At 41.1% G+C, this 24,568-nt stretch carries 24 protein-coding genes, 1 pseudogene and 1 riboswitch; of the genes and pseudogenes, 9 read left to right on the top strand and 16 right to left on the bottom strand.

The window, feature by feature from the left end:
• Nucleotides 1–22: 22 nt before the first annotated feature.
• A complete protein-coding gene (locus ELQ35_RS05405; RefSeq protein ID WP_126863809.1) occupies nucleotides 23–769 on the top strand; it encodes a L,D-transpeptidase family protein in 747 nt (248 codons plus the stop codon).
• Between the two features lie 486 nt (nucleotides 770–1,255).
• Here ELQ35_RS05405 and ELQ35_RS23415 read toward each other — a convergent pair whose 3' ends face one another.
• The 12 genes from ELQ35_RS23415 to ELQ35_RS05345 form a co-directional block, all read right to left on the bottom strand.
• Nucleotides 1,256–1,378, bottom strand: a complete 123-nt coding sequence (locus ELQ35_RS23415; RefSeq protein WP_281278102.1) for a hypothetical protein — start codon at nucleotides 1,376–1,378, stop codon at nucleotides 1,256–1,258.
• Nucleotides 1,379–1,634: 256 nt separating this feature from the next.
• A complete protein-coding gene (locus ELQ35_RS05395) occupies nucleotides 1,635–1,832 on the bottom strand; it encodes a VanZ family protein (protein WP_246025982.1) in 198 nt (65 codons plus the stop codon).
• Between the two features lie 23 nt (nucleotides 1,833–1,855).
• On the bottom strand, nucleotides 1,856–2,581 hold the full coding sequence (locus tag ELQ35_RS05390) for a YqcI/YcgG family protein (protein ID WP_126863808.1): 726 nt from the start codon (nucleotides 2,579–2,581) through the stop codon (nucleotides 1,856–1,858).
• A 125-nt stretch (nucleotides 2,582–2,706) separates the two neighbouring features.
• The gene (locus ELQ35_RS05385) at nucleotides 2,707–3,357 is read right to left on the bottom strand and encodes an amino acid ABC transporter permease (protein WP_126863807.1); all 651 of its coding nucleotides are present in this window, start codon (nucleotides 3,355–3,357) and stop codon (nucleotides 2,707–2,709) included.
• A 13-nt stretch (nucleotides 3,358–3,370) separates the two neighbouring features.
• Nucleotides 3,371–4,009, bottom strand: a complete 639-nt coding sequence (locus ELQ35_RS05380) for an amino acid ABC transporter permease (RefSeq protein WP_126863806.1) — start codon at nucleotides 4,007–4,009, stop codon at nucleotides 3,371–3,373.
• A gap of 61 nt (nucleotides 4,010–4,070) precedes the next feature.
• On the bottom strand, nucleotides 4,071–4,889 hold the full coding sequence (locus ELQ35_RS05375; RefSeq protein WP_126863805.1) for a transporter substrate-binding domain-containing protein: 819 nt from the start codon (nucleotides 4,887–4,889) through the stop codon (nucleotides 4,071–4,073).
• A gap of 17 nt (nucleotides 4,890–4,906) precedes the next feature.
• Entirely contained in the window at nucleotides 4,907–5,635 is a 729-nt protein-coding gene (locus tag ELQ35_RS05370) for an amino acid ABC transporter ATP-binding protein (RefSeq protein WP_126863804.1), read from the bottom strand.
• A 490-nt stretch (nucleotides 5,636–6,125) separates the two neighbouring features.
• The gene (locus tag ELQ35_RS05365) at nucleotides 6,126–6,545 is read right to left on the bottom strand and encodes a hypothetical protein (protein ID WP_126863803.1); all 420 of its coding nucleotides are present in this window, start codon (nucleotides 6,543–6,545) and stop codon (nucleotides 6,126–6,128) included.
• 214 nt (nucleotides 6,546–6,759) lie between these two features.
• On the bottom strand, nucleotides 6,760–7,488 hold the full coding sequence (queE, locus tag ELQ35_RS05360; protein ID WP_126863802.1) for a 7-carboxy-7-deazaguanine synthase QueE: 729 nt from the start codon (nucleotides 7,486–7,488) through the stop codon (nucleotides 6,760–6,762).
• Nucleotides 7,481–7,957, bottom strand: coding sequence for a 6-carboxytetrahydropterin synthase QueD (queD, locus tag ELQ35_RS05355; protein WP_126863929.1), 477 nt, complete (start codon nucleotides 7,955–7,957; stop codon nucleotides 7,481–7,483). The genes queE and queD overlap by 8 nt, the downstream gene beginning before the upstream one ends.
• The gene (gene queC / locus ELQ35_RS05350) at nucleotides 7,957–8,643 is read right to left on the bottom strand and encodes a 7-cyano-7-deazaguanine synthase QueC (protein WP_281278101.1); all 687 of its coding nucleotides are present in this window, start codon (nucleotides 8,641–8,643) and stop codon (nucleotides 7,957–7,959) included. The genes queD and queC overlap by 1 nt, the downstream gene beginning before the upstream one ends.
• A gap of 34 nt (nucleotides 8,644–8,677) precedes the next feature.
• Nucleotides 8,678–8,720: riboswitch (PreQ1 riboswitch) on the bottom strand.
• Between the two features lie 70 nt (nucleotides 8,721–8,790).
• The gene (locus ELQ35_RS05345; RefSeq protein ID WP_126863800.1) at nucleotides 8,791–9,558 is read right to left on the bottom strand and encodes a DUF4931 domain-containing protein; all 768 of its coding nucleotides are present in this window, start codon (nucleotides 9,556–9,558) and stop codon (nucleotides 8,791–8,793) included.
• A 221-nt stretch (nucleotides 9,559–9,779) separates the two neighbouring features.
• Between ELQ35_RS05345 and ELQ35_RS05340 the strand changes: the two genes are divergently transcribed.
• The 8 genes and pseudogenes from ELQ35_RS05340 (at nucleotide 9,780) to ELQ35_RS05300 (ending at nucleotide 17,189) form a co-directional block, all read left to right on the top strand.
• Nucleotides 9,780–10,568, top strand: a complete 789-nt coding sequence (locus ELQ35_RS05340) for an HAD family hydrolase (RefSeq protein WP_126863799.1) — start codon at nucleotides 9,780–9,782, stop codon at nucleotides 10,566–10,568.
• Between the two features lie 2 nt (nucleotides 10,569–10,570).
• Complete coding sequence (locus ELQ35_RS05335) at nucleotides 10,571–11,455, top strand: LysR family transcriptional regulator (protein ID WP_126863798.1); 885 nt, start codon at nucleotides 10,571–10,573, stop codon at nucleotides 11,453–11,455.
• Nucleotides 11,456–11,574: 119 nt separating this feature from the next.
• The gene (locus tag ELQ35_RS05330; RefSeq protein WP_126863797.1) at nucleotides 11,575–11,943 is read left to right on the top strand and encodes a CidA/LrgA family protein; all 369 of its coding nucleotides are present in this window, start codon (nucleotides 11,575–11,577) and stop codon (nucleotides 11,941–11,943) included.
• Nucleotides 11,940–12,635, top strand: a complete 696-nt coding sequence (locus ELQ35_RS05325) for an LrgB family protein (protein WP_126863796.1) — start codon at nucleotides 11,940–11,942, stop codon at nucleotides 12,633–12,635. Before ELQ35_RS05330 ends, ELQ35_RS05325 begins: the two co-directional genes overlap by 4 nt.
• A 136-nt stretch (nucleotides 12,636–12,771) precedes the next feature.
• Nucleotides 12,772–13,397: pseudogene (locus tag ELQ35_RS23680) on the top strand (adenine deaminase C-terminal domain-containing protein).
• A gap of 185 nt (nucleotides 13,398–13,582) precedes the next feature.
• Nucleotides 13,583–14,635 carry a lactonase family protein gene (locus ELQ35_RS05310; RefSeq protein ID WP_126863793.1) on the top strand — a complete coding sequence of 351 codons (1,053 nt, stop codon included), beginning with the start codon at nucleotides 13,583–13,585 and terminating at the stop codon, nucleotides 14,633–14,635.
• A 205-nt stretch (nucleotides 14,636–14,840) separates the two neighbouring features.
• Nucleotides 14,841–15,887 carry an LLM class flavin-dependent oxidoreductase gene (locus tag ELQ35_RS05305; protein ID WP_126863792.1) on the top strand — a complete coding sequence of 349 codons (1,047 nt, stop codon included), beginning with the start codon at nucleotides 14,841–14,843 and terminating at the stop codon, nucleotides 15,885–15,887.
• Nucleotides 15,888–15,989: 102 nt separating this feature from the next.
• Complete coding sequence (locus ELQ35_RS05300; RefSeq protein ID WP_126863791.1) at nucleotides 15,990–17,189, top strand: MFS transporter; 1,200 nt, start codon at nucleotides 15,990–15,992, stop codon at nucleotides 17,187–17,189.
• Between the two features lie 299 nt (nucleotides 17,190–17,488).
• On the opposite strand, the gene ELQ35_RS05295 is transcribed toward ELQ35_RS05300, so the two are convergent.
• The 4 genes from ELQ35_RS05295 to ELQ35_RS05280 form a co-directional block, all read right to left on the bottom strand.
• Complete coding sequence (locus ELQ35_RS05295; protein ID WP_126863790.1) at nucleotides 17,489–18,733, bottom strand: hydantoinase/carbamoylase family amidase; 1,245 nt, start codon at nucleotides 18,731–18,733, stop codon at nucleotides 17,489–17,491.
• 14 nt (nucleotides 18,734–18,747) lie between these two features.
• The gene (locus ELQ35_RS05290; RefSeq protein WP_126863789.1) at nucleotides 18,748–20,526 is read right to left on the bottom strand and encodes a hydantoinase B/oxoprolinase family protein; all 1,779 of its coding nucleotides are present in this window, start codon (nucleotides 20,524–20,526) and stop codon (nucleotides 18,748–18,750) included.
• Between the two features lie 3 nt (nucleotides 20,527–20,529).
• Nucleotides 20,530–22,602: a hydantoinase/oxoprolinase family protein gene (locus tag ELQ35_RS05285; protein ID WP_126863788.1), complete on the bottom strand. Its 2,073-nt coding sequence runs from the start codon at nucleotides 22,600–22,602 to the stop codon at nucleotides 20,530–20,532.
• Nucleotides 22,603–22,799: 197 nt separating this feature from the next.
• Nucleotides 22,800–24,503: a sigma-54 interaction domain-containing protein gene (locus tag ELQ35_RS05280; protein WP_126863787.1), complete on the bottom strand. Its 1,704-nt coding sequence runs from the start codon at nucleotides 24,501–24,503 to the stop codon at nucleotides 22,800–22,802.
• Nucleotides 24,504–24,568 lie beyond the last annotated feature (65 nt).

Below are 24,568 nucleotides of genomic sequence, written 5' to 3'. Positions count from 1 at the left end.
TTAGAAAGAAGGAAGGGGAAACATGAGAAAAATTCTACTGTGTATGGTATTGGTTTGTTTTATGTTTGTTGGTGTTAAGCCGGCTTTTGCAGCGGGGAGCCAGTTTATCATCATAAACAAATCAAACAATCAGCTTGCCTACTATGAGAACAGCAGGCTGACAAAGGTTTTCCGGGTTGCTACCGGAAGAAATGCATCGTATACACCTGAAGGGAAGTTCAAGATTGTCAACAAAATTGTCAATCGTCCCTACTACAAAGGGAAAATTCCTGGAGGAAGTCCAAACAATCCGTTAGGAAACAGATGGCTTGGGATTAATGCAAGGGGTACGTGGGGAACGACTTATGCGATTCACGGCAACAATAATGCCAGTTCGATTGGTCAGTATGTGAGCAGCGGCTGTGTACGGATGTATAACAATGAGGTTCAGTGGTTATTTTCCAAGGTAAAGGTAAATACACCTGTTATTATCACGACATCAGGAAAATCTTTTGACTCTCTTGCCGCGGCGAACGGATTTAATGTGCAAAAGTCAAATGGAACTGTCCCCCCAGGGGCTTCAAACGCAGTATTGAAAAAAGGAAGCCGCGGAGCTGAGGTTGCGGAACTTCAGCGAATTCTTACTAAGCTCGGCTACAGCACGAAAGGTATTGATGGGACCTTTGGACAAAACACGGATTCCGCTGTACGCAAGTTCCAAAAAGCAAAGAAATTAACTGCCGATGGAATTGTTGGTCCAGCTACTAAAAAAGCGTTAGGCATGAAATAAAAAAAGAGGTTAATCCACTATATGTGGGTTAGCCTCTTTTGATTATGGTGATGTCATCCCCAAAAGAAACTATACTCCCTTTTACACTTGCAAATAATTAGCAAGGAGTTTGCATATTCTAAACATAAACTGTACCAGATGGGAGTGAAATTTCATGAACGATGTATTGGTAGAGACTATTCTTCAATCCGTGCTTGTAGTTGGCTGGGTTTCCATGTTTATTGTACTTGGCTTTGTTCGATTGGAAAAATAGTGGATCATTCCAATGATTATTTTTTGTATGCTTTCGACAAGTTTATCTGGATCACTATCCTTCAGTTGGTATCCAGCTCCAAAGTTTGTATGTAATCTGAAATGTCTATGTAAGGCCTTTGATCGATTTTTTATATTTAGGAGTCCAAGCGACGGTAATTCAATAACCGGGTCGTAGGAAAACCCACACTTTCTTCTCTCTTGAAAAAAGCCAGGAGCTCTTATACCGGCTTTCTACCAATCCATTGTATTTTCAAGCAACTGGTCTATATCAACTTTGTTAAGCTCATATGAATGACCTTCTTCTGCGATTTCAACCGTAGCCTCCAATAATTTGTCAATATCAATTATCTTCATGCGTAAGACCTCCTTAAATGACTTAATAAATGGATTCTTAACACTATATATCCGACTATTTTCTTGTTAAATGATTCGATTTTATATAGGAAAATTTGTGGGTATGAAGGACGTTTTAATAATTGTATTTGGATTGTTACGGTTCAGTAATATAAGAGAATCTTCAGTTATGAAAGGAGATAGGTTAAACGAGTTACGAAGGTCTTCAATAAAAACAAAAACTCCCCGGTTTAATAGAGCCGGGGAGTTCATTCGTTCATAAATTTCTATGGAAACATCTTTTTTTTCCATAATTGCATAGCATGAAAACCCAATACCCCAATCCGCCTAAAGTATTCAGCAAGATATCATCGACATTAAAACCGCCAATTTGGAAATAAAACTGGATGCATTCTGCAGATAGCGAGACAGTAAAAGTAAGAAGAGTGATCGTTTTCACATTGATTCCATTCACTTCGATACGGGGTGATGCTGCAATTATTTCTTGTAATAAAAAGGGCAGGAACCGAGCGATGATTTATCATCCCTTAGGAAGTACTGCTTCCATTCTAAATTCTCCTCAGCTCCATACACATTTAAATCAGGATGAGGCGAAATGTTATCATACTCTATTAATCTTGTCTGGATTCTACCTTTTATTTTACCAGCATATGTTTGATTGACGTTAAATTCATTAAGTACCCACCTTGGTGTGATGGCCAGCATAAAACATGGAAAATGTCTGCTTTTCCGGCTTTTATGTGCAGGAGTTGCACAATAGACAAAGTACTGTTCGCCATGGAAGCAATATTCCCATAATGAACTTTCCGGATTTACCGGAATGGGAGCGACCCACTCCTTCTCATCCATTGACGAAATGGTACTTAAGAGTTTCCAAAACAACTCTTCGAAATAATCAACAGATCCATCCTCAACCATTTCATCAGGGGTTTCTAAAAAGATAATTAACGATGTATTGCTGCCGTAGTCTTTCGATTGGATCGAGAATTCTTTTAATAGTGCAGCCACTTGTAAGGCAGTGGTGTCATTATCAGGTTTTCCCCCAAAGCCATAGCGGAAATGGTTCAAGGCAAACCCCTGTACCGCTGGAATGCAAGGAAACCATTTGTTTTGATCGCTCATTTTTTTTGAGAATGAATCAAGGGCATCCTGCTTCCAGTTGGCGAGGGTATGCAGATAATCATTTATATTCATAACTCCCATTCCTCTTCCCCCTAACTTTCTTATAGACATATGCGGGGATAGGCATGATAGGTGAAAAAAGTGAAGGAAAATGGGCTTTTGACTATAAATAAAAAGACCTGGCTCAGGACTTGAGCCAGGTCCGGTTAGGCCCGTTTTACTTCCAATCTGCGGGCAATCTGTGACAGACAGTAATTTACGATGAAGTACATGATCGCCACAATGAGGAAAATCGGGATAATGTAGGAGTCTTTCTGGGCATAAATGATTTGTCCATTATGCATCAAATCCGGCAGTGCGATAACTACAGCCAATGAGGTATCTTTTAATAAAGAGATAAACTGGCTGACAATTGGAGGCACCATTCTTTTTAGAGCCTGTGGCATGACGATATGCTGCAGTGTTTGCACGTAAGTCAGTCCAGATGAACGGGCCGCTTCGATTTGCCCTTTTTCAATCGACTTAAGTCCGCTGCGGATGACTTCCGATAACATCGCGGATTCGAAAACCGTTAAAGCGGCAATTGCTGCATATGTGATTTCTAAGTTAATGCCGATTTCCGGAAGCGCGAAATACGTAAAGAAAATGATCAATAACAGCGGCAGGTTACGAATCGTTTCTACCACTACGGCAAGAACCCGTGATACTATCGGGATGGCTGCATAACGCAGTGTGCCGACAATGGCCCCGATAATGAAACTCAATATAATCGAAATGAATGCCACCTTAAGCGTAACCCAGAAGCCTTTCAGTAGAAATGTAAGATGATCGGGAGCATAAGCACCAATGAAATCCATCGTGGCACCTCCTTCAATTACTCTTAGCCAGGCGTTTTTCCAAATATCCTACGCCAAGGCTTAATGGTATGGTAAGAATTAAATAAAATAAAGCTACGAAAATATATACATCAAAAACTACGTACGTACGGGAAGAGATGAGGTCTGCCTGGTACATCAAATCCAGTCCGGCTACAATCCCTAAGATAGACGAGTTTTTAACCAGATTAATAAATTGGTTGCCAAGCGGCGGGATAACAATTTTTATCGCCTGCGGAAGGATGATGATCCGCATCGTTTGACCATATGATAGACCAGATGAACGCGCAGCTTCCATCTGGCCTTTAGGCACAGCGAGAATGCCAGCTCTGATTGCTTCAGCAATGAATGAAGCAGTGTAAATAGTCAAACCGATCGTCCCGGAAGTCAAACCATCGAACCCTAAACCGAAGAAAAAGAAAAAAACGATGATCAATAGCGGAATATTTCGAATGAATTCCACATAGATAGTGCCCAGCCAGTTTAGTGGCTTAAATGGTGCAATACGAAAAACTGCAAGGAGTGTACCAAGTAGAAAGCTTGCGACCAGCGCGATAAGGCTAGCGATGATTGTAGTCTTAAATCCTTCTAAATACATGTCTAAATTTTCAGTGAGAATTGAGAAATCGAGCAATGTGCTGTCGCCTCCTAATTAATCAGGATGAGCGAAAAGCCCATCCTGATTAATAAAGATATTATTTTTTAATCCATTTGTTCTGGATTTCATCGTATTTACCGGAATCCCTAGTGCTTTTCAGAGCATCATTAAGTGCCTTGACAAGCTCTGTGTTTCCTTTTTTCACAGCGATTCCATATGGCTCTTCCGTGAAAGTGCCGCCCACTAATTCGTAAGATGGATCCTCGGCGGCCATACCATAAAGGATTGCGTCATCCGTAGTTAATGCATCGCCTTTTTTTGTCTTTAAGGCAGTGAAGGCTTCTGCATAGTTTTCGAATTCCAATACTTGTGTGTCGGGAGCTTTTTCACGAATGTTCATCGTAGAAGTAGAACCTTTTGTAGCCAGTACTTTCGTTCCTTTTCCCAAATCTTCAATACCTTTGATTTTGCTGCCTTTCTTCACAAGAAGAGATTGGCCTGCTTCAAAATAGACATCCGTAAAGTCGACTTCCTTCTTGCGTTCTTCTGTAATCGTCATTGTGGCAACGATCGCATCAATATCCCCGTTATTAAGGAGCGGGATTCTGGTTTTGGATGTAACCTCTTTAAATTCAATCTTTTTTTCGTCTCCAAGGATTTCTTTGGCAAGTTGCTTCGAGATATCGATATCAAATCCTTCTACTTCGCCGGTGCTTGGGTTTTTCAAACCAAACAAACGGGTATCATGTTTTACGCCGATGACGATTTTATCACGGTCTTTAATTTGCTCCAAAGCATTTTTCTCTTCTTTGTTACCGCCGCTCGTTTCCTTATCTCCACTGCCGCAAGCCGCCAATAGCATCGCAGCCATCAGTGAAATAAACGCAAGCTTAAAAACCTTTTTTTTCTTCAACATACCCTTCCCCCTACTAATTAATGATTTAAAATACGGCTAAGAAATAGCTTCGCCCGCTCTTCACGGGGATTTGCATAAAACTCCGCCGGTGTTGCTTCTTCTAGAATTTGGCCCTGATCTATGAACACGATCCGGTCCGCGACTTCTTTTGCAAAGCCCATTTCATGGGTGACAACGACCATCGTCATCCCTTCTTTTGCCAGGGCCTTCATAACGTCAAGCACTTCACCAATCATTTCAGGGTCAAGCGCTGATGTCGGTTCATCAAACAGCATAACTTCTGGATTCATCGCCAGGCCCCGAGCAATGGCGACACGTTGTTGCTGTCCACCTGATAACTGGGATGGATAGGCATCCGCCTTTTCGGCGATACCTACCTTGTCAAGATAATACCTGGCTGTTTCTTTTGCTTCGTTCTCAGATTTCCCAAGAACTTTTTTGGGAGCAAGAGTGATATTCTCCAGCACCGTTTTGTGTGGATAAAGATGAAAATGCTGAAATACCATACCAATGTTTCGCCTTAGCTTATTAATATCTGTTTTTTTATCGGCGACCAGGGTACCATTGATGGTCAATTCCCCCTCCGTAATTGTTTCAAGGTGATTTATACAGCGAAGCATCGTACTTTTACCAGAACCGGATGGCCCAATAATGACGACAACTTCCCCCTTATTTATTGAAAGATTAATATCTTTCAATACTTGAAAATCCCCGTAATACTTATTTACTCCCTTGAATTCAATCACTTTTCCCCCTCCTTTTCACTAATATATATGTATTCTTCAAACGGTTCAGATCTATTCTAAGCTTATGAAGATTCTGAACCTATTATTTATAATAGAATTATATTCTTTTATGCTGAATGAAGTCAAATTATGACAAAGTCATTTTATTTACACTCAGTTTACACCGCTGTTTTTGAGCTGGGAGTATACAAATATGTTATCAAAATGCTCCAGACGCGGAGAGGAATTACTGGGACTTTTAAAGAATAAAAACAAATTCATCAACTTTGAACGAATATATTTTTTATTAAATAGGCTGTGTTAGAGAGAGAAAGTTAGAATTTAATGAGGGTGCTATATAGTATATATATGGAACTGAAATTTGAACTAGAAGGTCTCTTAAATAGCGGATTGAATCAGTCTTTCCTGATGATATTAAACTAGAGTTAAAGCCGATTATTTTGAGGAGTGCAATCTATGGTTGGTCTCAAACTTAATATCATATAAACGATCAATCGCTACTTTCTTTTTTTGCCTCGTCGAATGGAGCATAAAAAATACCCATTGGTGCGAGCATATCTGTTTCAGAAAAGACCTTTTTACCATTCACTTCATAAAATCCTGAAGGAAAATAATCAAATAAGCCGGATGTATGAAAAATTTCCACATAATATTCATGCAGGTCTTCCATTAGTTCCAAATATTTGTCATGAGTGATGATTTCGCCAAATTCATCCAGTTCAAAATTTTCCTTGATAGCATCTTGAAATTCATCATGATTCATTGTTGCAATCGTTAAATCGACGTCTCCGCATTCCAAGCAAAGCAGCATTTGCTCTTCGTTCACTTCTTCGTATGCATTCTGGACAAGCTCTTTCAAAATTCCTTCGATTTTTTCTTGGTTCACTAATGTTATCTTGGATGTTAGCACTGTAATCTCCTCCCAGGATGTACTGGTAGTATAATGTCCCTATTGTATAACTTCGAGAGTAAAAAGTCTTAAACGAAGTCTTAGGAAGTGGATTTCTAACCTATTCCCTTATACTGCCCGTCAATAAGAACTCACATGAAAATATTTTCGCAAAATCTTTTTGTTCAACCATCCCAGGAGGAAAACAGTGGCTACTGCCAAGAAACCGATTCTTTTATACGCCCCTTTTATTGCCCCAAATATAGGTATGCAATTGCGGCAGTACTTTTATATTGGTCAATTCATTATCCGCCATCACCTTTTCGATTAGCCACTCATATTTATTGAGCAGCCGACCGATGAGCTCTTGATCGTTATTAGTTTTGCTGTCATCATTCCCAACCTGCAAAAAGAACGGTGTATTAGGATAGCGGAGATAAACTTTTTTGGCATATTGAAAATCATCATCGTCGAAAACGACAATTTTCATGCTAACTGAATTGTCAGGCTCCCGATTTTTTAGCTTTTCCAGGATAGAATCAAGCATGACAAAATCAGTTTTCATCTTTGAGCTTGGCGGTTTAGGCGAAATCGTCAACTCATTGATTCGCAAAAACCAATCCTGCCACTTGCTTCCCTGAGTTTCCAGGCAAACTTTTATATTGTTTTTCTGCAATAGGTCAATCAAACCACTCAGATTTTTTAAAAGTGCTGGATTTCCGCCTGAGATCGTCACGAAAGAAAATCCACTTCCACCCAGCCTTTTGAGTTCTTCCCAGATTTCTTCGGCTTCCATTTGGATAATATCTTGCTTTCCGGTGCCATCCCAGGTAAAGGCAGAGTCACACCAGGCACAGGAATAATCACAGCCAGCGGTCCGGACAAACATTGTTTTTTGCCCGATGACCATCCCTTCTCCCTGGATTGTGGGCCCGAAAATTTCCATGACAGGAATTCTACTCAACTTCCATCCACTCCCGTCTTGCCTCGGCATAGCTTGTCGGCGTTTCATACAGCCTTACAAACTCCACTCTAGCACCATCATAATGTTGGGCTCTGGTAGCAAGTGCTTCCAACATTTTCTCGTAAATCCAGACTACCATATTTTCTGCTGTCGTGTTCATTGCAGGCAGCGTTTCATTCAAATATTTATGGTCAAGGAAAATTTCAATCTCATTTTTCCAGATCTCTTTTAGATCGCCAAAGTCAATCATCAGGCCGAGGTCATCGACAAAGCCGCTGATCCCGAATATGACCCGGTACGTATGGCCATGGAGATTTTTGCATTTCCCGTCATAGAAGTGAAGATGGTGCGCTGCATCAAAGGTGAATTCCTTGCTGACAAGAACTCGTTTGGAATGGTATTTTAATTGATCCTGCTTGATATCTTCATCTATTTTTTGGAGTTTGTCGACAATCCTGAATCCGTACATCATCGTGAAAACTCCTTTCTGTTTTTCAAGTATTCGTCCAGGCCGTTTTTCCGCAGCTTGCACGACGGACATTCACCGCAGCCATCAGCAATTATGCCGTTATAGCACGTCAACGTCTTCTCGCGAACAAAATCAAACGCCCCCAGCTCGTCAGCAAGCGCCCACGTTGCCGTTTTATTCAGCCACATTAAGGGTGTGTGTATGACAAACGGATGATCCATGGACAGATTCAGCGTTACATTCAGCGATTTGATGAATATATCACGGCAATCAGGGTAGCCGCTGAAATCCGTTTCACAGACACCAGTAACAATATGTTTCGCGTTTATTTGTTTTGCCAGCACTCCGGCAAATGAAAGAAATAACAAGTTACGGCCCGGGACAAAGGTAGAAGGCAGCTCTCCTTCCTCTCCATCTTTCACTTCTATATCATTTCTTGTTAAAGCGTTGGGAGCCAGCTGGTTCAACAGGGACATATCGAGTATGTGATGCTTTACCCCAAGCTCTTTGGCAATATTTTTGGCGCACTCAATTTCAAGACTGTGTCTTTGATTATAATCAAATGTTACAGCCTCCACTTCCGCAAACCGTTCTTTAGCCCAGAATAAGCAGGTTGTGCTATCCTGGCCGCCGCTAAATACAATGACAGCCTTTTCTTTATTCATTTTTGAAAAATTCCTTTCCAATAAAAAAAACAGCACCACTAAGAAAGCAGTCCTGTTTTCCTTAGTTTTTTAGAGAGGGTAGCTAGAACCTCTACCGATTGATCGGATTTTTATTCAGCTAATTTATCACATCAGTATAGTAACATAATTTTCTTTATTCCTAAAGACTCAATTCGATAAATAAAGTTGCTTTACTTCCTCGGATACCATTTCAATATCATTGGTTACTTGAGGGATCGTGTAACCGGCAAAATAAGGTGATGTTACAAATCTCGGCATAATCTTGCATGCGATAAATGAATCCAGATGGTAAAAAAACAAATTATAACTCTCACATTTGAATTGGAAATGGTTTAATAGATACTTTACCGCCATTTGAATGCAATCTGCCATTTTATTTATATTTATTAAATCGCGAATCATGACATTGAATTCGTAAAATCCCTTAATCGGGTGGGACGAAATATTAAATTTCACTTCTTCATCTTTATGTATGATAAGCCCTTCAAAATTCTCTTCTTTGACATTCTGTTTATAATCGACATTTTCAAGGCCGACTATTTGCATATGGGGATGGCGGATCGTTCCCCCTGACATCGGACCATGATTTTTAAAAAAGAGCACGGAGCGATAGTTGCCGCTTCGCTCAAGCTTCATCCAGTGCTCTATTCCAAAAGAAAAAAGCGTATATAAATGGTCTTTAGAGTACATCGACAGTTCACTGTCACATTCATCCGTTTCAATGAGCACCGTTTGGAATGTGTCTTGCAGTGTTTTATATTTGTTTTCCAGTAAAATAATCGGCCCAGCTTGCGCAATGATGTTCTCAAGGCCTTCAGTGGCGCAGAATGGACAGGCGATTTCTCTGTTCGAAATCGTTCTAGGCTTTTGCTTCCCCAACTGCGATACAAAATATAGTTGTCTAGTAATATCCATAATTCACCTCTTTTAGATCTTTGCATTTCTCGTTCTTCTAATAACTATACTTGGTTGCTAAATATTTGATTTCGACATGGACACGAATTTTTCCTTTTTATAATATACACATTTATGATACTAGTATGGTGGCTTCGGAAATAAGATGGCTTGGTGTAAGGGAATATGGTATCGTGATTTGAGAAGAAAATTTTAGCCAATATCTTGTAAGGAGTGCTCCCATGAATTCATATAAAATTCTATTTCTGGACATAGATGGCACAATTATCCGACCTGACAATACGATTGAGGATTCAACGAAAAAAGCGGTATCTCAGGTTCAACAAATCGGAATCGAGGCTGTTCTCGCCACCGGCAGGCCGATCCATGAAATTGCCGATATCGCACGATCGTTGAATATCGATTCGTTCATCGGCTACAACGGTGCTTATGCTGTTTACAGGGGCATAGATCTTTTCAAAAAACCCATGAGCAGAGAGTCCGTGGAATATTTTCTAAAAACTGCCAAACAACATAAACATGAATTGGTTATGTACTCAAGTACGAAAAACCATCTAACCGCTATGGACACCCCTTCCATGGAGGCGTTCAAGCAGAAGTTTCATTTATATCAAAATGAACGCTATACTTCGTCAGTGCTCGACGAGATTCTAGGAATGACGATTATTGCCTCGTCAGAAAATGATGCTTCTCTTTATAATACGGGAAAAGACGTTTACTTATCACAGGTAAATATGGAAGGCTTTCATCATTGTTTTGATGTAATTCGGGATAATGTCAACAAGGGAACCGGCGTACATGCTCTGCTGCAAAAGCTAAATATTCCACGTGAAGCGGCGATTGCCTTTGGTGACGGAATGAATGATAAGGAGATGCTTGCAGCTGTCGGAGAAAGCTACGCCATGGGCAACAGCACTCCCGAGCTCTTTTCTTATGCCAAGAATAAAACGACAGATGTAACAAACTCCGGAGTTTATAACGGGCTGCGGTCACTAGGGTTGTTGGATTAGATATGGAATTACGACAGCTTAAATATTTTCTTGAAGCAGTGAAGCAGAATAGTATTACAAAAGCTTCTGAACAACTTCATATTTCACAGCCAGCCTTAAGCAAAATGATTAAAAGTCTTGAGGAAGAACTTGGGATGCCCCTTTTGTTTCGCTCGAATAAAACCAGTGAAATAACAGATGCAGGCCAAATTGTGTTCGAATATGCCCAAAAGATACTGTCACACGTTGATGAAATGACATCTACGTTAAATGATATGACGAGCCTCATGCGAGGTCAAATCAATATCGGTATCCCTCCTATTATTGGCAGCCTATTCTTTCCGAAAGTGTTAGCATCATTTCACCTGGAGTACCCTAACGTCAAAATGAACATTACTGAATATGGGGCTGCGCGAATTGTCAAAAGCGTCGAAGAAGGAGAATTTGAACTTGGTGTAGTCGTTCTCCCCGTAGATGAAAGAAGCTTCCAGACTTATCCGATTGTTTGGGAGGAGTTAAAACTTGTCGTTCCTAAACAACATCGTTTATCTAAGCAGGAAGTAGTCCAATTAAATGAATTAAAGGATGAAGAGTTTATTTTCTATAATGAAGAATTTGCCCTTTATGATATCATCCGCAATAAATGCATCGATGAAGGCTTTATTCCCAATATTATTTTTAAAAGCTCACAATGGGATTTCATGTCGGAGATGGTCGCCGCCAATTTGGGGATTACAATTTTGCCGGAATCGATCTGCAGGCGTGTGAAGGACAAAAATGTGAATATCTTAACGTTACGGCCGGTTATTCCCTGGCACTTAGCGCTTATTACAAAAAAGGGGCGCTATATCTCTTTTGCCGGCCGGGCATTTATCGAGTTTCTGCAAAAAGCGTTTCATTATAACTAAAAGTTATAAAAGGTATAATAAATATATATTTTACGAATGGTGGTTTTCGCCTTAACATTACTTATAGATATAGGAATGGAGCAAGTTTACCCTTCCTCTATCCAGGAAGGATGTTAACGATGAAATTGGGAATCATCATTTTACAAATAGGATTTATCCATTTGTTTTTATTTTTAGGTGCTGCTATTAAGAACTTTATTCCTGTTCCTGTGCCAGCTTCAATGATTGGGCTTTTATTGCTCCTGATCGCGTTACTGTTGAAAATCGTCAAGCTTGAATGGATCGAACAAGGAGGAAATTGGCTGCTGGCTGAATTACTCCTTTTTTTCATTCCTTCCGCTGTGGGGATTGTGAATTATGATGAAATCTTCAGCTTACAAGGTGCAGAGTCCGTCCTATTAATCGGGGTTAGCACATTTATCGTCATGGGTGCAACTGCATTTACTGCTGAAAAAATGTATAACAGAAAACATAGGGAAACAGAATGAAAACAATCTTTTTCATAGGCATCACCTATTTGCTTTACCGCCTTGCGAAAAAAATATATAAAAGGTGGCCGCTACCCTTTCTCCATCCTTTATTGATCAGTCCGCTCGCTTTGATTTTGTTAATTGCGGCGATTCATGTTCCTGCCGATCAGTATTTGGCTTCAACAAAATGGATTTCCCATATGCTCGGGGTTTCGACTGTAGCCTTTGCCATTCCAATTTATAAGCACATCCATATCGTGAAAAAACACCTTGGAAATATCATTATCAGCATTACTACCGGAACACTTGTCGCTATTCTTTCTTCTTTTGCTTTGTCACTATCGATGCGGTTAAACCCTGAGCTTGTAATCAGCATTTTGCCGAGATCAATCACTACTCCTATAGCGATAGAGGTATCAAAAGAAATTGGCGGGCTTCCGGCATTAACGACTGTGTTTGTCATTTGCACTGGCATATTTGGCAGCATTATTGGACCGTATGCAATCAAATGGATGTCTATTACATCTCCCATTGCCAGAGGCCTGGCACTCGGTATGGGCGCCCACGGAGTAGGCACAAACAAAGCGAGGGAATATGGCGAGCAAGAAGCGACCTTCTCGACACTGGGAATGATATTTGCTGCGGGGATCACCGTTTTTTGGGGAAACTCGTTAATTCCATTGATGATGAAAATGGTGCATACACTGTAATCATTTGGAACGGCCTTCCGTTTGAGGCCGCTCTTTGACAACGCTTTTCCCTTGTTTTATTTTTCTAAATCAACTTAATATGATTGGAGTGTATCATGATAATATTTTATATTAATGGGATTAATTATACTGTTAGATTATTTCGGAAGTTGATTTTCAGATTCCGCTCAATAACAGAAAAGCGAATATTATCGAAATCAATGCAAACAGTCTGGTCACACGCCACCTGACTGACGAGGTAAAGATCGATAAAAATGGAGCATTCGAAACATCCATCGACAGGAACTTACTAAAGCTTGCCGTGATCGAACGACATCACATGACGCATAACATTGGACTTGGTATAGTCAAAGGACTTGGATTGACATCCAGGGCAATTGCCACAACTGTGTCGCACGATTCCCACAATCTGATCAATGCCGGTGCGAATGATGCTGATATGCTGGCAGCTGCTGAAGTAATAAGTGCGATACAAGGAGGTGTCGTTATCATAAGTCATGGAAAAATACTCGCTGCTTTAGAATTGCCGCTGGCGGGTTAATGTCTGAATCCAGTTATCAAAACGTCCATTCAGGATTAGCATCTTTACATTTGGCATTGAAGAAAATAGGTGTAAATCAGCAGTTTAACCCGTTTCTCACCCTGTCTTTTTTAGCATTACCGGTTATTCCCGAACTAAAAATAACCGACCATGGCTTGTTCCATGTTCCCACCTTCCAGCATATTTTGATTGATGAAGAAGTGAAAAGTATAAAGAGCTAAGGTAAAGAAATAATTTTTTTAAAAATGGCTTAATGAACTCCTAATGAACACCCTGTTTGGAGCCATTGCCCATGGATTTCGTTTAACTGAGTAAGAAGTTTGCTGAATTTACCTTGAAGAGCCTGGAATGCTTGATGATTATGGATTTATGATAAAATGAAAAATCTAATCTTGGAGGAGATGTCATGACAAAATTCATTGGATACGTTGGAACATACACTAAAGGTGATAGCAAAGGAATTTATACCTTTACTCTCGATACGGATGGCCAAAAGCTCAGTACGGCAAAACTCGCTGCCGAATTGGAAAACCCTACATACGTAACCGTCAGCAAAGATAATATACATTTATATGCAGTTGTAAAACAGGGGGATTATGGAGGTGCTGCCGCTTATGCGATCAACGGTGAGACAGGCGAACTTTCATTAAAAAATACACAAGTGTCAGCTGGTCCCTCTCCTTGCCATATAAGCGTCGACAGTAAAAAAAGCAATATTGTGACAGCAACTTACCATGATGGCACGGTTAAGTCCTATCAGATTGAAGATGAGGATGGTGCAATCAGCCCGGCCATTTCGGCCATTCAGCATGAAGGATCAGGCCCGAATAAAGACAGACAGGAAAAGGCACATGCCCATTATTCAGGCTTTACCCCTGATGAAAAATACGTTGTGGTCGTGGATTTAGGAACTGACAAGTTGATTACATATACCCTTGATAACGGGCAATTGACCGAGGTACAATCACTGGCCGTTAACCCGGGAAGCGGCCCCAGGCACCTTACCTTCCATCCTAATGGAAAATATGCCTATTTAATGACAGAGTTAAGCAATGAAATCATTGTATTAGCTTATCATCCGGAAGACGGCAGCTTTACGGAGCAACAGTATATTTCTACAATACCAGAAGACTTTACGGAAAATAATCAGGGCAGTGCGATCCAAATTTCTGCTGACGGACGGTTTGTTTATGCAGCAAACCGGGGCCATGACAGCATTGCGCTTTTTTCAATCAACCAGGAAACAGGTGAACTGATTTTTGTTGAACGCATTTCCACGGAAGGAAATTGGCCGCGTGACTTTGTATTGGATCCTTCTGGGAAATTTCTTGTGGCCTCAAACCAGGAGTCCCATAACCTTGTCCTTTATTCCAGGAATGAAGTTACAGGGAAATTGACCCTGCTTCAAGCTGATATAACGGTGCCGTATCCCGTGTGCGTGAAATTTTTAAATGTTTAATTTAGAGGATTTTCCGCAAAATAAATGCATGAAGGATGAGCAATTTCTTTGCTCATCCTTTTTTAAACCGATATAATTTGGACAGCTTATAAAAAGCAAGTAAATATAATGTAGTTGTGATTTGCTATTGTGTTTTCTGAACTCATACAAATTGCAGACTCCTTTTAACGTCTAGATGATAATCTCATAGAAAGAAGATGAAAGTATGTCCAGTGAAAATTCAGCAAAACAGTTACGTGATATCAAATTTTCTGTGCTTGACCTCTCGCCGATTGTAGTCGGCGGCAGTGCTTCCGAATCTTTAAAAAATACCCTGGATCTTGCCCAGCATGTAGAAAAATGGGGCTTTAACCGATACTGGCTGGCCGAACACCATAATATGACCGGAATTGCCAGTTCGGCTACTTCTGTCGTAATCGGATATGTGGCCCAAGGCACATCAAAAATCCGGGTAGGATCCGGTGGTATCATGCTACCGAATCATTCACCGCTTGTCATTGCCGAGCAATTTGGTACTTTAGAGTCGCTTTCTCCAGGAAGGATCGACCTCGGACTGGGCCGCGCGCCGGGTACCGACCAGCTTACGGCTTATGCATTGCGCCGGGATCAACAAAGCAATGGCGAGGATTTCCCACAACAGGTAGATGAACTGCAATCCTACTTTAATCCGTCATTGGGCTCAAACAGCAGGCATGTCAGGGCAGTTCCCGGTGAAGGGCTGAACATTCCAATCTGGCTGTTAGGTTCCAGCGGTTTCAGTGCGCAATTAGCGGGGCAGCTTGGTCTGCCATTCTCTTTTGCCAGCCATTTCTCCCCTGCTAATACCCTAGGAGCTTTACGACTTTATCGCAATAGTTTCCGCCCTTCCAAGGTGCTTGATAAACCTTATGCAATGGTGGGTGTAAACGTAATTGCAGCAGACAGTGAAGAAAAGGCCAAGCGTCTTGCCACTTCCATGCAGCAGCAATTTTTGGACATGATCCGCAATACACCGGGACAAATCAAACCGCCGGTGGATAATATGGACGAAATATGGACACCTTACGAAAAAGCGTCTCTTGAACAACAGCTTGGATCTTCCATAATTGGTGGTCCAGAAACAGTTAAGGAGAAGTTACAGGCATTTCTTGATGAAACCCAGGCAGATGAGATGATTATTAACGCCCAGATTTTCGACCATTTTGACCGCCTGCGATCTTATGAAATCATTTCAGAAATTACAGAAATAAAAGCAGCTTCTTCTAATCAATAAAATACTTTAAATATGAGGAGTCCGGCATGGTGTTTTCTGCGCCTGGCTCCTCTTTTGAATTAATTGCCTGTAAAGGAAGAAGAATAGAATGAGGTAAATGAAATGGGTCTATTTAGTAAACAAAAAGTGTCGTTACTTTTATTATTGAGTAATTTATTTATTGCGTTTTTGGGAATCGGTCTGGTCGTTCCGATCATGCCATCCTATATGAAGGAACTGCAATTATCCGGTGAAATAATGGGTTATCTGATTGCGGCCTTTGCCTTTGCTCAATTGCTTGTTTCCCCAATTTCTGGTGTTTGGGTAGATAAAATCGGGAGAAAGAAAATGATTGTCTCCGGACTGTTCATTTTTTCTTTTTCCGAACTTATTTTTGGTCTTGGAAATCAGGTCTGGGTTCTTTTTGTTTCACGTGTATTAGGAGGAATCAGTGCTGCGTTTATTATGCCTGCTGTAACCGCTTTTGTAGCAGATATAACAACAGCGAAAGAAAGACCAAAAGCATTGGGTTATGTTTCGGCCGCTATTAGTGCCGGCTTTATCATTGGCCCTGGGATTGGCGGTTTTATTGCGGGTTTAGGTGTGCGGGCACCCTTCTTTTTTGCTGCCGCCATCGCATTAGTTGCTGCTATTTTCTCATTATTAATCCTAAAAGAGCCTTTATCCAAAGAACAGTTAGAAGAAATTGAAAGAAATAATACCAAGATAAGTTTTTGGAGAGAACTAAAAAAATCGTTTCAGCCGATATATTTTATACCCTTAATTATTGTCTTTGTTCTAGCTTTCGGATTGTCAGTTTATGAAACTATGTTCGGACTGTTTGTGGATGAAAAGTTTGGTTTTACTCCTAAAGATATCTCTGTCATTATTACAGTCGGTGCTGTTTTTGGGGTGATTGCTCAGGTAGTCTTTTTTGGAAAGCTTGTGGAGAGGTTAGGCGAAAAATTACTGATTCAGGGGACACTGTTATTCGCAGCTGTCTTTATCACCCTCTCTGTATTTGTTAGCGGCTATTGGATGATCATGGCCGTTACTTTTATTGTTTTTTTGGCCAGTGACTTACTGCGCCCAGCCCTGACAACGCTGCTTTCAAGACTGGCAGGAGAAGAACAAGGTTTTGTCGCAGGAATGAACTCGACTTACACAAGCCTCGGGAACATTATTGGACCCGCTCTGGCCGGTATTCTGTTCGATTGGAATATCAATTTGCCTTACCTATTTGCCACGATCATTCTTGCTGCCGGATTTGTGATGACAATAGCATGGAAAGGTAAAGAACAAATGCGATTGGATGAAATATAAGCCAGGCAATAGGATTTCCTTGCCTGGCTCCTTTCTTTTTGCTATTTAAATAATAGTGCTTTGACTCTGTCCGAAACTTTCCAGTACACCCATATATTCTTTTTTCTCAGGGTATTTATAGGTTTTTAGTTTGCTTGTTTTCTTAAGCTTAGGTTAATCATCTTCCATTTGCTTGTAAAAGATGATTATTGTTAATTGCTAGTACATTCAAGATCACTTCCGGAAGTGGAGAATTTTCAGAATAGTACTTACACATATAAAATTATATGGCAGCCTGAGAATCTGGCCGCCATACATTTTTATATATGCTTTAGAACAGCTTCATAAATGACCTTTGTACCGGTGACGATGTCATTTATGTCTGCCCATTCTTTTGGCTGGTGGCTTATCCCCTTGCGGCAGCGGACGAATACCATGCCTATTTCTGCGATTTCCGCTAAAAACATGGCATCATGGCCAGCTCCGCTAACCATTACCGGAGCCTCTATCACCAAGTCTTTACTTGCTTCCTTTAGCGTATTGACCAGATCCTCAGAACACTTCACCGGAGCTGCATCTACATTTTTTTCAATCTTATATTCTAAGCCTCTTGCTCGACTTACTAGTTGAATCTTTTTTTCTATTTTTTCAATAATAGTGTTTCGTCTTTCCAACTCAATGTCACGGATATCAAGCGTAAACTCTACTGATTCTGGAATGATATTGTTTCCACCTGGGAAAACTGCTATTTTACCAACGGTTCCAACGGTAGGAGCGTCCGGGTTTTCCATGCATAAATCTTCTACTTCTTTAATAACTTCTGCTGCTCCCATCATGGGGTCTTTGCGGAAGTTCATGGGAACAGTGCCGGCATGGCCTGCTTCACCCACAAGCCTTACTGTAAACCAGGACGGCCCTGCAATCCCGCTTACAATTCCTACTGGATACTGATTCATATCCAAAAAAGGGCCCTGTTCAATATGCAACTCCAAATAAAGCTTAATGTCTCCAATCTTCCTCACTGACTGTTTTATTTGATCAGGATTAATCCCAAAACCAAACGTTTTTAGAGCTTCATACCTTGTTATATGATTATCATCCACTTTTTGTAGATCTTCTTCCAGTACTTTCCCAACCATGCCTCTGCTTCCGAATAAACCATCATAAAACCGGGATCCTTCCTCTTCACAAAAAGCGACCACTTCAAGAGGATGTTCATGGGAAAAATCAGTCTCGGATATCACATGTGCGACTTCGATACCTGCCAGCACGCCGATAATCCCATCGAATTTACCGCCATTGCGGACTGAGTCAATATGAGAACCGATCATCACGGGAGGCAGGGCGGGGTTCTTCCCCTCTTTTCGGCCAATTAAATTTCCAAAATGGTCATGGGAGACAGTAAGGCCTGCTTCTTTCATCCATTCTGAAACTAACAGAGTTGCTTCTCTGTCTTCTTCAGTCAAGGCAAGGCGCTGGACACCGTTATCTTTCGTCCTTCCGATTTGCCCTAGTTGTTCGATGCGGCTGCTTAATCTCTGTCCACTGATTGCTACTGTTTTCATCGCTGCATCCATTTTCACCGCTGGCGGTTTCTTATCTCGTTTGTTTTCTGGTAATCTACTTCCCCTGAGCCCGTTATCACAACTCCATAATCCTCGAAAGCTTTTTCTTTTAAAATGAACCCATCTAAGAAGTCGGATACTACCTTTTCTGGATCCCTTTCAAATGGATTTCCATATCCGCCTCCGCCAGGGCCGGCTAATTCAATATTGCTTCCAGCTTTCGCGATTCTGTTTGGCAGCTTGGAAGGGAGTTTGAATGGTTCATCTGATTCTTTTTCACGAATCGATAGGCTTCCAACAGATCCTGCTTTTCCGCCATCAAAACCCCATGGGGCAAATTTATGGCCGTCGGCTTCAACGGAAAAACTGCCGTCAGCGAGGAAGCTGATTTCACGGATTGAGCCAATTCCTCCGCGCCACTTGCCGGGTGCACATTCATTATCCTTCAGTTCATAGCGGTTTACCCTTAAAGGATAATGGGATTCAATATCCTCGATTGGATTATTTCTTGTATTCGCGTACAATGTATCAACGGCATCCATTCCATCTTTGCCATAACGTCCGCCGTAGCTGCCTTCCATGATGTCCATATAAACCCAGTAGTTTTCGTCCTTTTCCCCGCTGAAAGCCACGACTTGCAAGTTTCCGACACCTGCACTCACCTGGTGCGGAACCACTTGTGCCAATGCTTTCATCAATGTGTCAGCGACCATATTCCCTGAGTTGAAACGAGCGATTGTTGGTGCCGGGAAGATCGGATTACACAAGGTGCCTTTTGGGGCGACAATGTGTATCGGCCGTATTAACCCAGAGTTTTGCGGGAAACTCCCATAAATAGTCGAGTCTAATAGAATAGAGCGTAACGTTAGATAAATGGCAATGTCTACGGTCCCCATTAACGGCATATTGACCGGCCTGTCTGTCACTTGAGGTGATGTCCCTGTTAAGTCAACTGTCATCTCACTTCCATGGACCTTCACAGTCACCTTAATTCGTAAATCCTTTTTTGCAGGGTCACTGCTATCCAAATAACCATCTAAAAAACCTTCAGCTGTGTATTCACCATCCGGCAGTTTCTTAATGGCATCGCGCATCATTTTTTCGGAGTAATTCATTAATTCTTCACTTGCCGCCTCAACTGTATCCAACCCGAATTTCTCAATGATCTCTAGATACCTTTGAGCACCGATTTTTGCAGCGGCAATTTGGGCTTCCATATCGCCTACGACCATCTTAGGGGCCCGGATGTTATCGCTAAGCATATCCCAGACATAACGGTTCTTTACACCTTTTTCATACACTTTTATAGCCTTAAATTGCAGTCCTTCCGCATAGGCGTCTACTGCATCGACAATTCCGCAGCTCCCTGGCGTCGATGCGCCGATATCTAAGTGGTGGGCCGCTGTAAACGAAAATCCGATTAGTTCATCCTGGTAGAAAACAGGAATACAAAATCCGACGTCGGGTCCATGGGAGGCGCCATGATAAGGGGAATTATGCATAATTACATCACCAGGATAAAACGTATCATTACGTTCCTCCATGATTTGCCGGATTCCTTTAATATATCCTGGAATCGGACCGGATTGAAGAGGCGTACTATGTGAGGATTCACATAATTGCTGGCCCCTTACGTCAACGAGCGCACAACCAAAATCCTCGGATTCCCTAATAATGCTTGAATAAGCCATTCTCGCAAGCTTGTGTCCCATTTCTACCGCCACATTCTCTAAAGCTCCTAAGACAACCTGAACAGTAATCGGATCAATTTTTTTACTTTGAACTTTGGTCATCGATTATACACCTACCTTGATAATCATATTTCCGTATTCCTCGATAGAAGCCGTACAGTCGGGAGGAATGACAGTGGTTGTATCTTTTTGAAGCACAATGCAAGGACCTTGGAACTCTGCACCGGCAGGAATCTTTTCTCTTTGGTAAAATTTTGTTTCCACTTTTTCTAGATTTCCATTGATATTAAAAGTGGTTTCACCTGTTTTTAGCAAAGCATCCTCCAATTGATGGTCGTGATGTATCTTCTGTTTTTCGATTTTAGGCATAACGCCCATACCGGTTACCCGGATATTTACAATTTCAATTGCGCTTTCCATAAAGTGATGGCCATATTCAGCCTTGTGGCTTTCGTGAAAATTAGTGAATGCTTCAATAATCGTTACTTCATCGAGTACATCCCCAGACAAATCAATGCGCAATTCATATCCTTGCCCTGCATAACGGCAATCGGCACTGCGGGCCACTTGAATGTCATTCTCCGTAATCCCATCTTCTTTCAATTGATTGACCAACTGGGATTCTAAACCTTTAAAATCAGCATTCAGTCCAGAGAAATCCATATTTGTGCTCAGCATAAATTCCGTTTTAATGACGTCGTATTTCAAATCAGTCGTTAACAATCCAGTTGCCGAATTAATGCCTGGATATAACGGTATGATTATCTCCGGGATATTTAGAATTTTCGCTACTTCCACTGCATGAAGCGGTCCGGCGCCTCCGAAGGCAACCAAGGAAAATTCCCTCGGATCTTCTCCTTTTTGAACCGTTCTTTCACGAATAGCATTCGCCATATTGTTATTCATAATTTGAAGAATTCCTTCAGCGGTTCTTTCTCTGCTTAAGTCTAGTTCTCCAGCCAATTCATCAATCACTTTATAGGCGGCATTTGAATAGATTTGCATTTCTCCGCCTAGGAAGTTATATTCATCGATTCTTCCGAGGACTACATTAGCGTCACTAACGGTCGGTTTTGAACCGCCATGACCGTAACAGGCCGGTCCAGGACGCGATCCTGCGCTTTTTGGTCCTACCTTGAATGCCCCGCCTTCGTCAATATGGGCAATGCTGCCTCCGCCTGCTCCAATAGTATGGATATCAATCATAGGCACCATAACAGGATAGCCGGCAATCCAAGTATCGCGCGCCGATGACTCACTATACCCGCTGCCTGTAATAATGCCAATGTCAGCACTGGTGCCGCCAATGTCAAAGGTAATCAACTTTTCACGATTCGTTAGCTCCCCTGCCCAAGCTCCTCCGAGGATCCCTGCGGCTGGACCTGATAACAGAGTATTAACCGGTTTTTCAGATACCGTTTTTGGAGTTGCCACACCACCGTTTGAACTCATAATATGAAGCTCAGCGGCTATTCCTGAATCTTTCAAACGTTGCTCCAGGTTTTGAATGTAATTCTTTACTTTCGGCCCGACAAACCCATTAATAGACGCTGTTGTAAAACGTTCAAATTCTCGGAATTGCGGTGAAACATCGGAAGATATTGTGATAAATGCTTCCGGATATTCTTCTTCAATAATTTCTTTTACTCTCTGCTCATGTGCGGGATTGATATATGAAAATAGAAAGTTAACAATGATTGATTCGACTCCCTGTTTCTTTAATGTAGCAACAGCACCACGAACTTCACTTTCTTCTAAGGGCATGATGACCTGGTCTTTGAGCGGACCCATTCTCTCCGTTACAGATAACCGATGTCTACGTTGTACTAACGGCCTGTCCTGCCATGGAATATCCTGCATAATTGAATGGTTCTGAGGCCTTTGATGCCTGCCGATATGTATGATGTCTCTATACCCTTTCGTTGTCAACATCCCGGTTTTAGCCCCGTCATACTCAAGAATCGCGTTTGTGGCAATCGTTGTTCCGTGGAAAACATGATCAATTTGTGCCTTATCGATATTTTTGCCCTCACAAAGCTCAAGGATTCCCTGGATAACTCCTGTAGAAGGATCATCTAACGTGGTTGGTACTTTATGAATTGCGGTCAGTCGATTATCAGTATCGCTAAAAATAACGTCTGTAAAAGTTCCGCCGACGTCTACTCCAAATAATTTCATATTTACAGTGCCCCCTTTAAAATTAATTCACTAATAAGTAATGCAAGATCCGTGCCAAAATATAAAACCTTATGCAACAAGGGACTTTTTAAAAACTTTTCTACCTAATTGCAATATTGCATTTAGGTAGTTGAAAAATAAGTAGATTTTATATCAGAAAATTCTTATAAATAGGCATAAAAAATAAAATTGCAAGGTTACATTAAAAAATGCAACTTTGCAACATTGATATCATGCTTTTTTACTTTTCTGCTTATTGTCGAGGCGTCCACCCCTAATTTTTGACTTGCTTCTTTCATAGTGGCAGAAGTTTCGAGAGCCTGGATAATGATTTGTTTTTCTAATTGCTCTACTTCCTGTTTTAAGTTCAGCTTCTCACTTACCAATTGCTTATTCTGATCATTAGGCTTTACTAGTTTTTCAGGAAGATGGCCTAACTCAATATGCTGGACAGGAGCAGTTAGAATAAGTCTTTCGATCGTGTTTTGTAATTCCCTTACATTTCCTTTCCATTCATGGTCCATGAAAAACTGGATGACTTCTTTATCGAAGGTCTTGTATTGTTTGTATTTTTGGCTGTATATCTCGATAAAATGGCTTGCCAGAAAAGGAATGTCCTCTCTTCTTTCAGATAACGGAGGGACGGTAATAGGTATAACGAATAAACGATAATATAAATCTTCCCGAAATGTTCCCTGTTGCACCATTTCCTCCAGGTTTCGGTTTGTTGCGGCAATAAAGCGCACATCTACTTGCACAGGCTTCGTTTCTCCTAGCGGCGTAAACTGCTTTTCCTGTAACAGTTGAAGTAATTTTGCCTGTATATTAAACGGCAATTCTCCAATTTCATCGAAGAACAAGGTTCCTTTATGTGCCGCAAGCGCCAGCCCTTTTTTTCCATCTTTATTTGCGCCGGTGAATGTTCCTTTTGAATAACCAAACAGCTCCGATTCGATAATGCTTTCCGGAATAGCTCCACAATTTATTTTAATAAAAGGTGCTTCTTTTCTTATGCTTAGGCTGTGGATAGTCCTGGCCATCACTTCTTTTCCAACACCTGTTTCTCCGTTTAAAAAAATCGTTGCATCCACATCAGCAACCCTACAGGCCAGCTCATACACCTTTTCCATTGCCTTTGATTTAACAACCATCTTTTGATCTTTTTTCTGAAGTATACTAAGTTCCTGCTGATAGTAATTGATGGCGGTTTTTGCCTCTTCTAATTTTTCTTGCAGGTTAGCAACTTCAGTGACATCTTTTGATATATTAATTACTTTACTTAATGTTCCATCATCATTGAAAATGGGGTGTCCTTGAACAAGCAACCGACGGCCAGACTTAGTTGTTTGGTTCATCGTTACTTTGCGTTTTTGCTTAATGACATGCGTTGTAGATGAAGCATCGATCACTCCGTTTTTTTCTAAAATGGTAGCAGACTTTCCAATGAAATCAGATTCCTTTACGCCCAGAATCTGTTCACAGGCATTATTGACCCGTAATACAATCCCTTCAGCATCGGTGATGGTAACTAATTCACCGCTCAAATTCATAATCGCTTGCAGTTCTTGTTTTAAATCGATAATTTTTGGAGACTTACTCGCTAATTTTTGATATATATCGTTAGGCAAAAAAGACATTATGCCAATCTTTTTTGACGTCAGGGAGATATTCATTACATACATTTCCTCGGCAGTATGACAGGTGGTTATTTCTAAACCGCCTTCTTTAATCACTTTTATTATGTTACTGTCCGGCAATACATGTTGAATAAATAGCTTATCGAAGCTTGTAACTTTGAACATACTTTCACATACCTGATTTCCATAGAGGATTTTCCCTTTAAAATCAACCACTAACAGACCAAAGGGAAGATATTCCCCCATAGTATCTAATTCAAACAAATTGATCCCCTCCCAACTTTAATTACTAGTTTCAGCGGCATAGTCTGGAATTGCCAATATTGAAA

The organism is Peribacillus cavernae (genome assembly GCF_003989135.1).
Taxonomy (GTDB): Bacteria; Bacillota; Bacilli; order Bacillales; family DSM-1321; genus Peribacillus; species Peribacillus cavernae.
The sequence above is the reverse complement of the archived record's forward strand: the minus strand, read 5'-3'. Positions and strand labels throughout refer to the sequence as shown.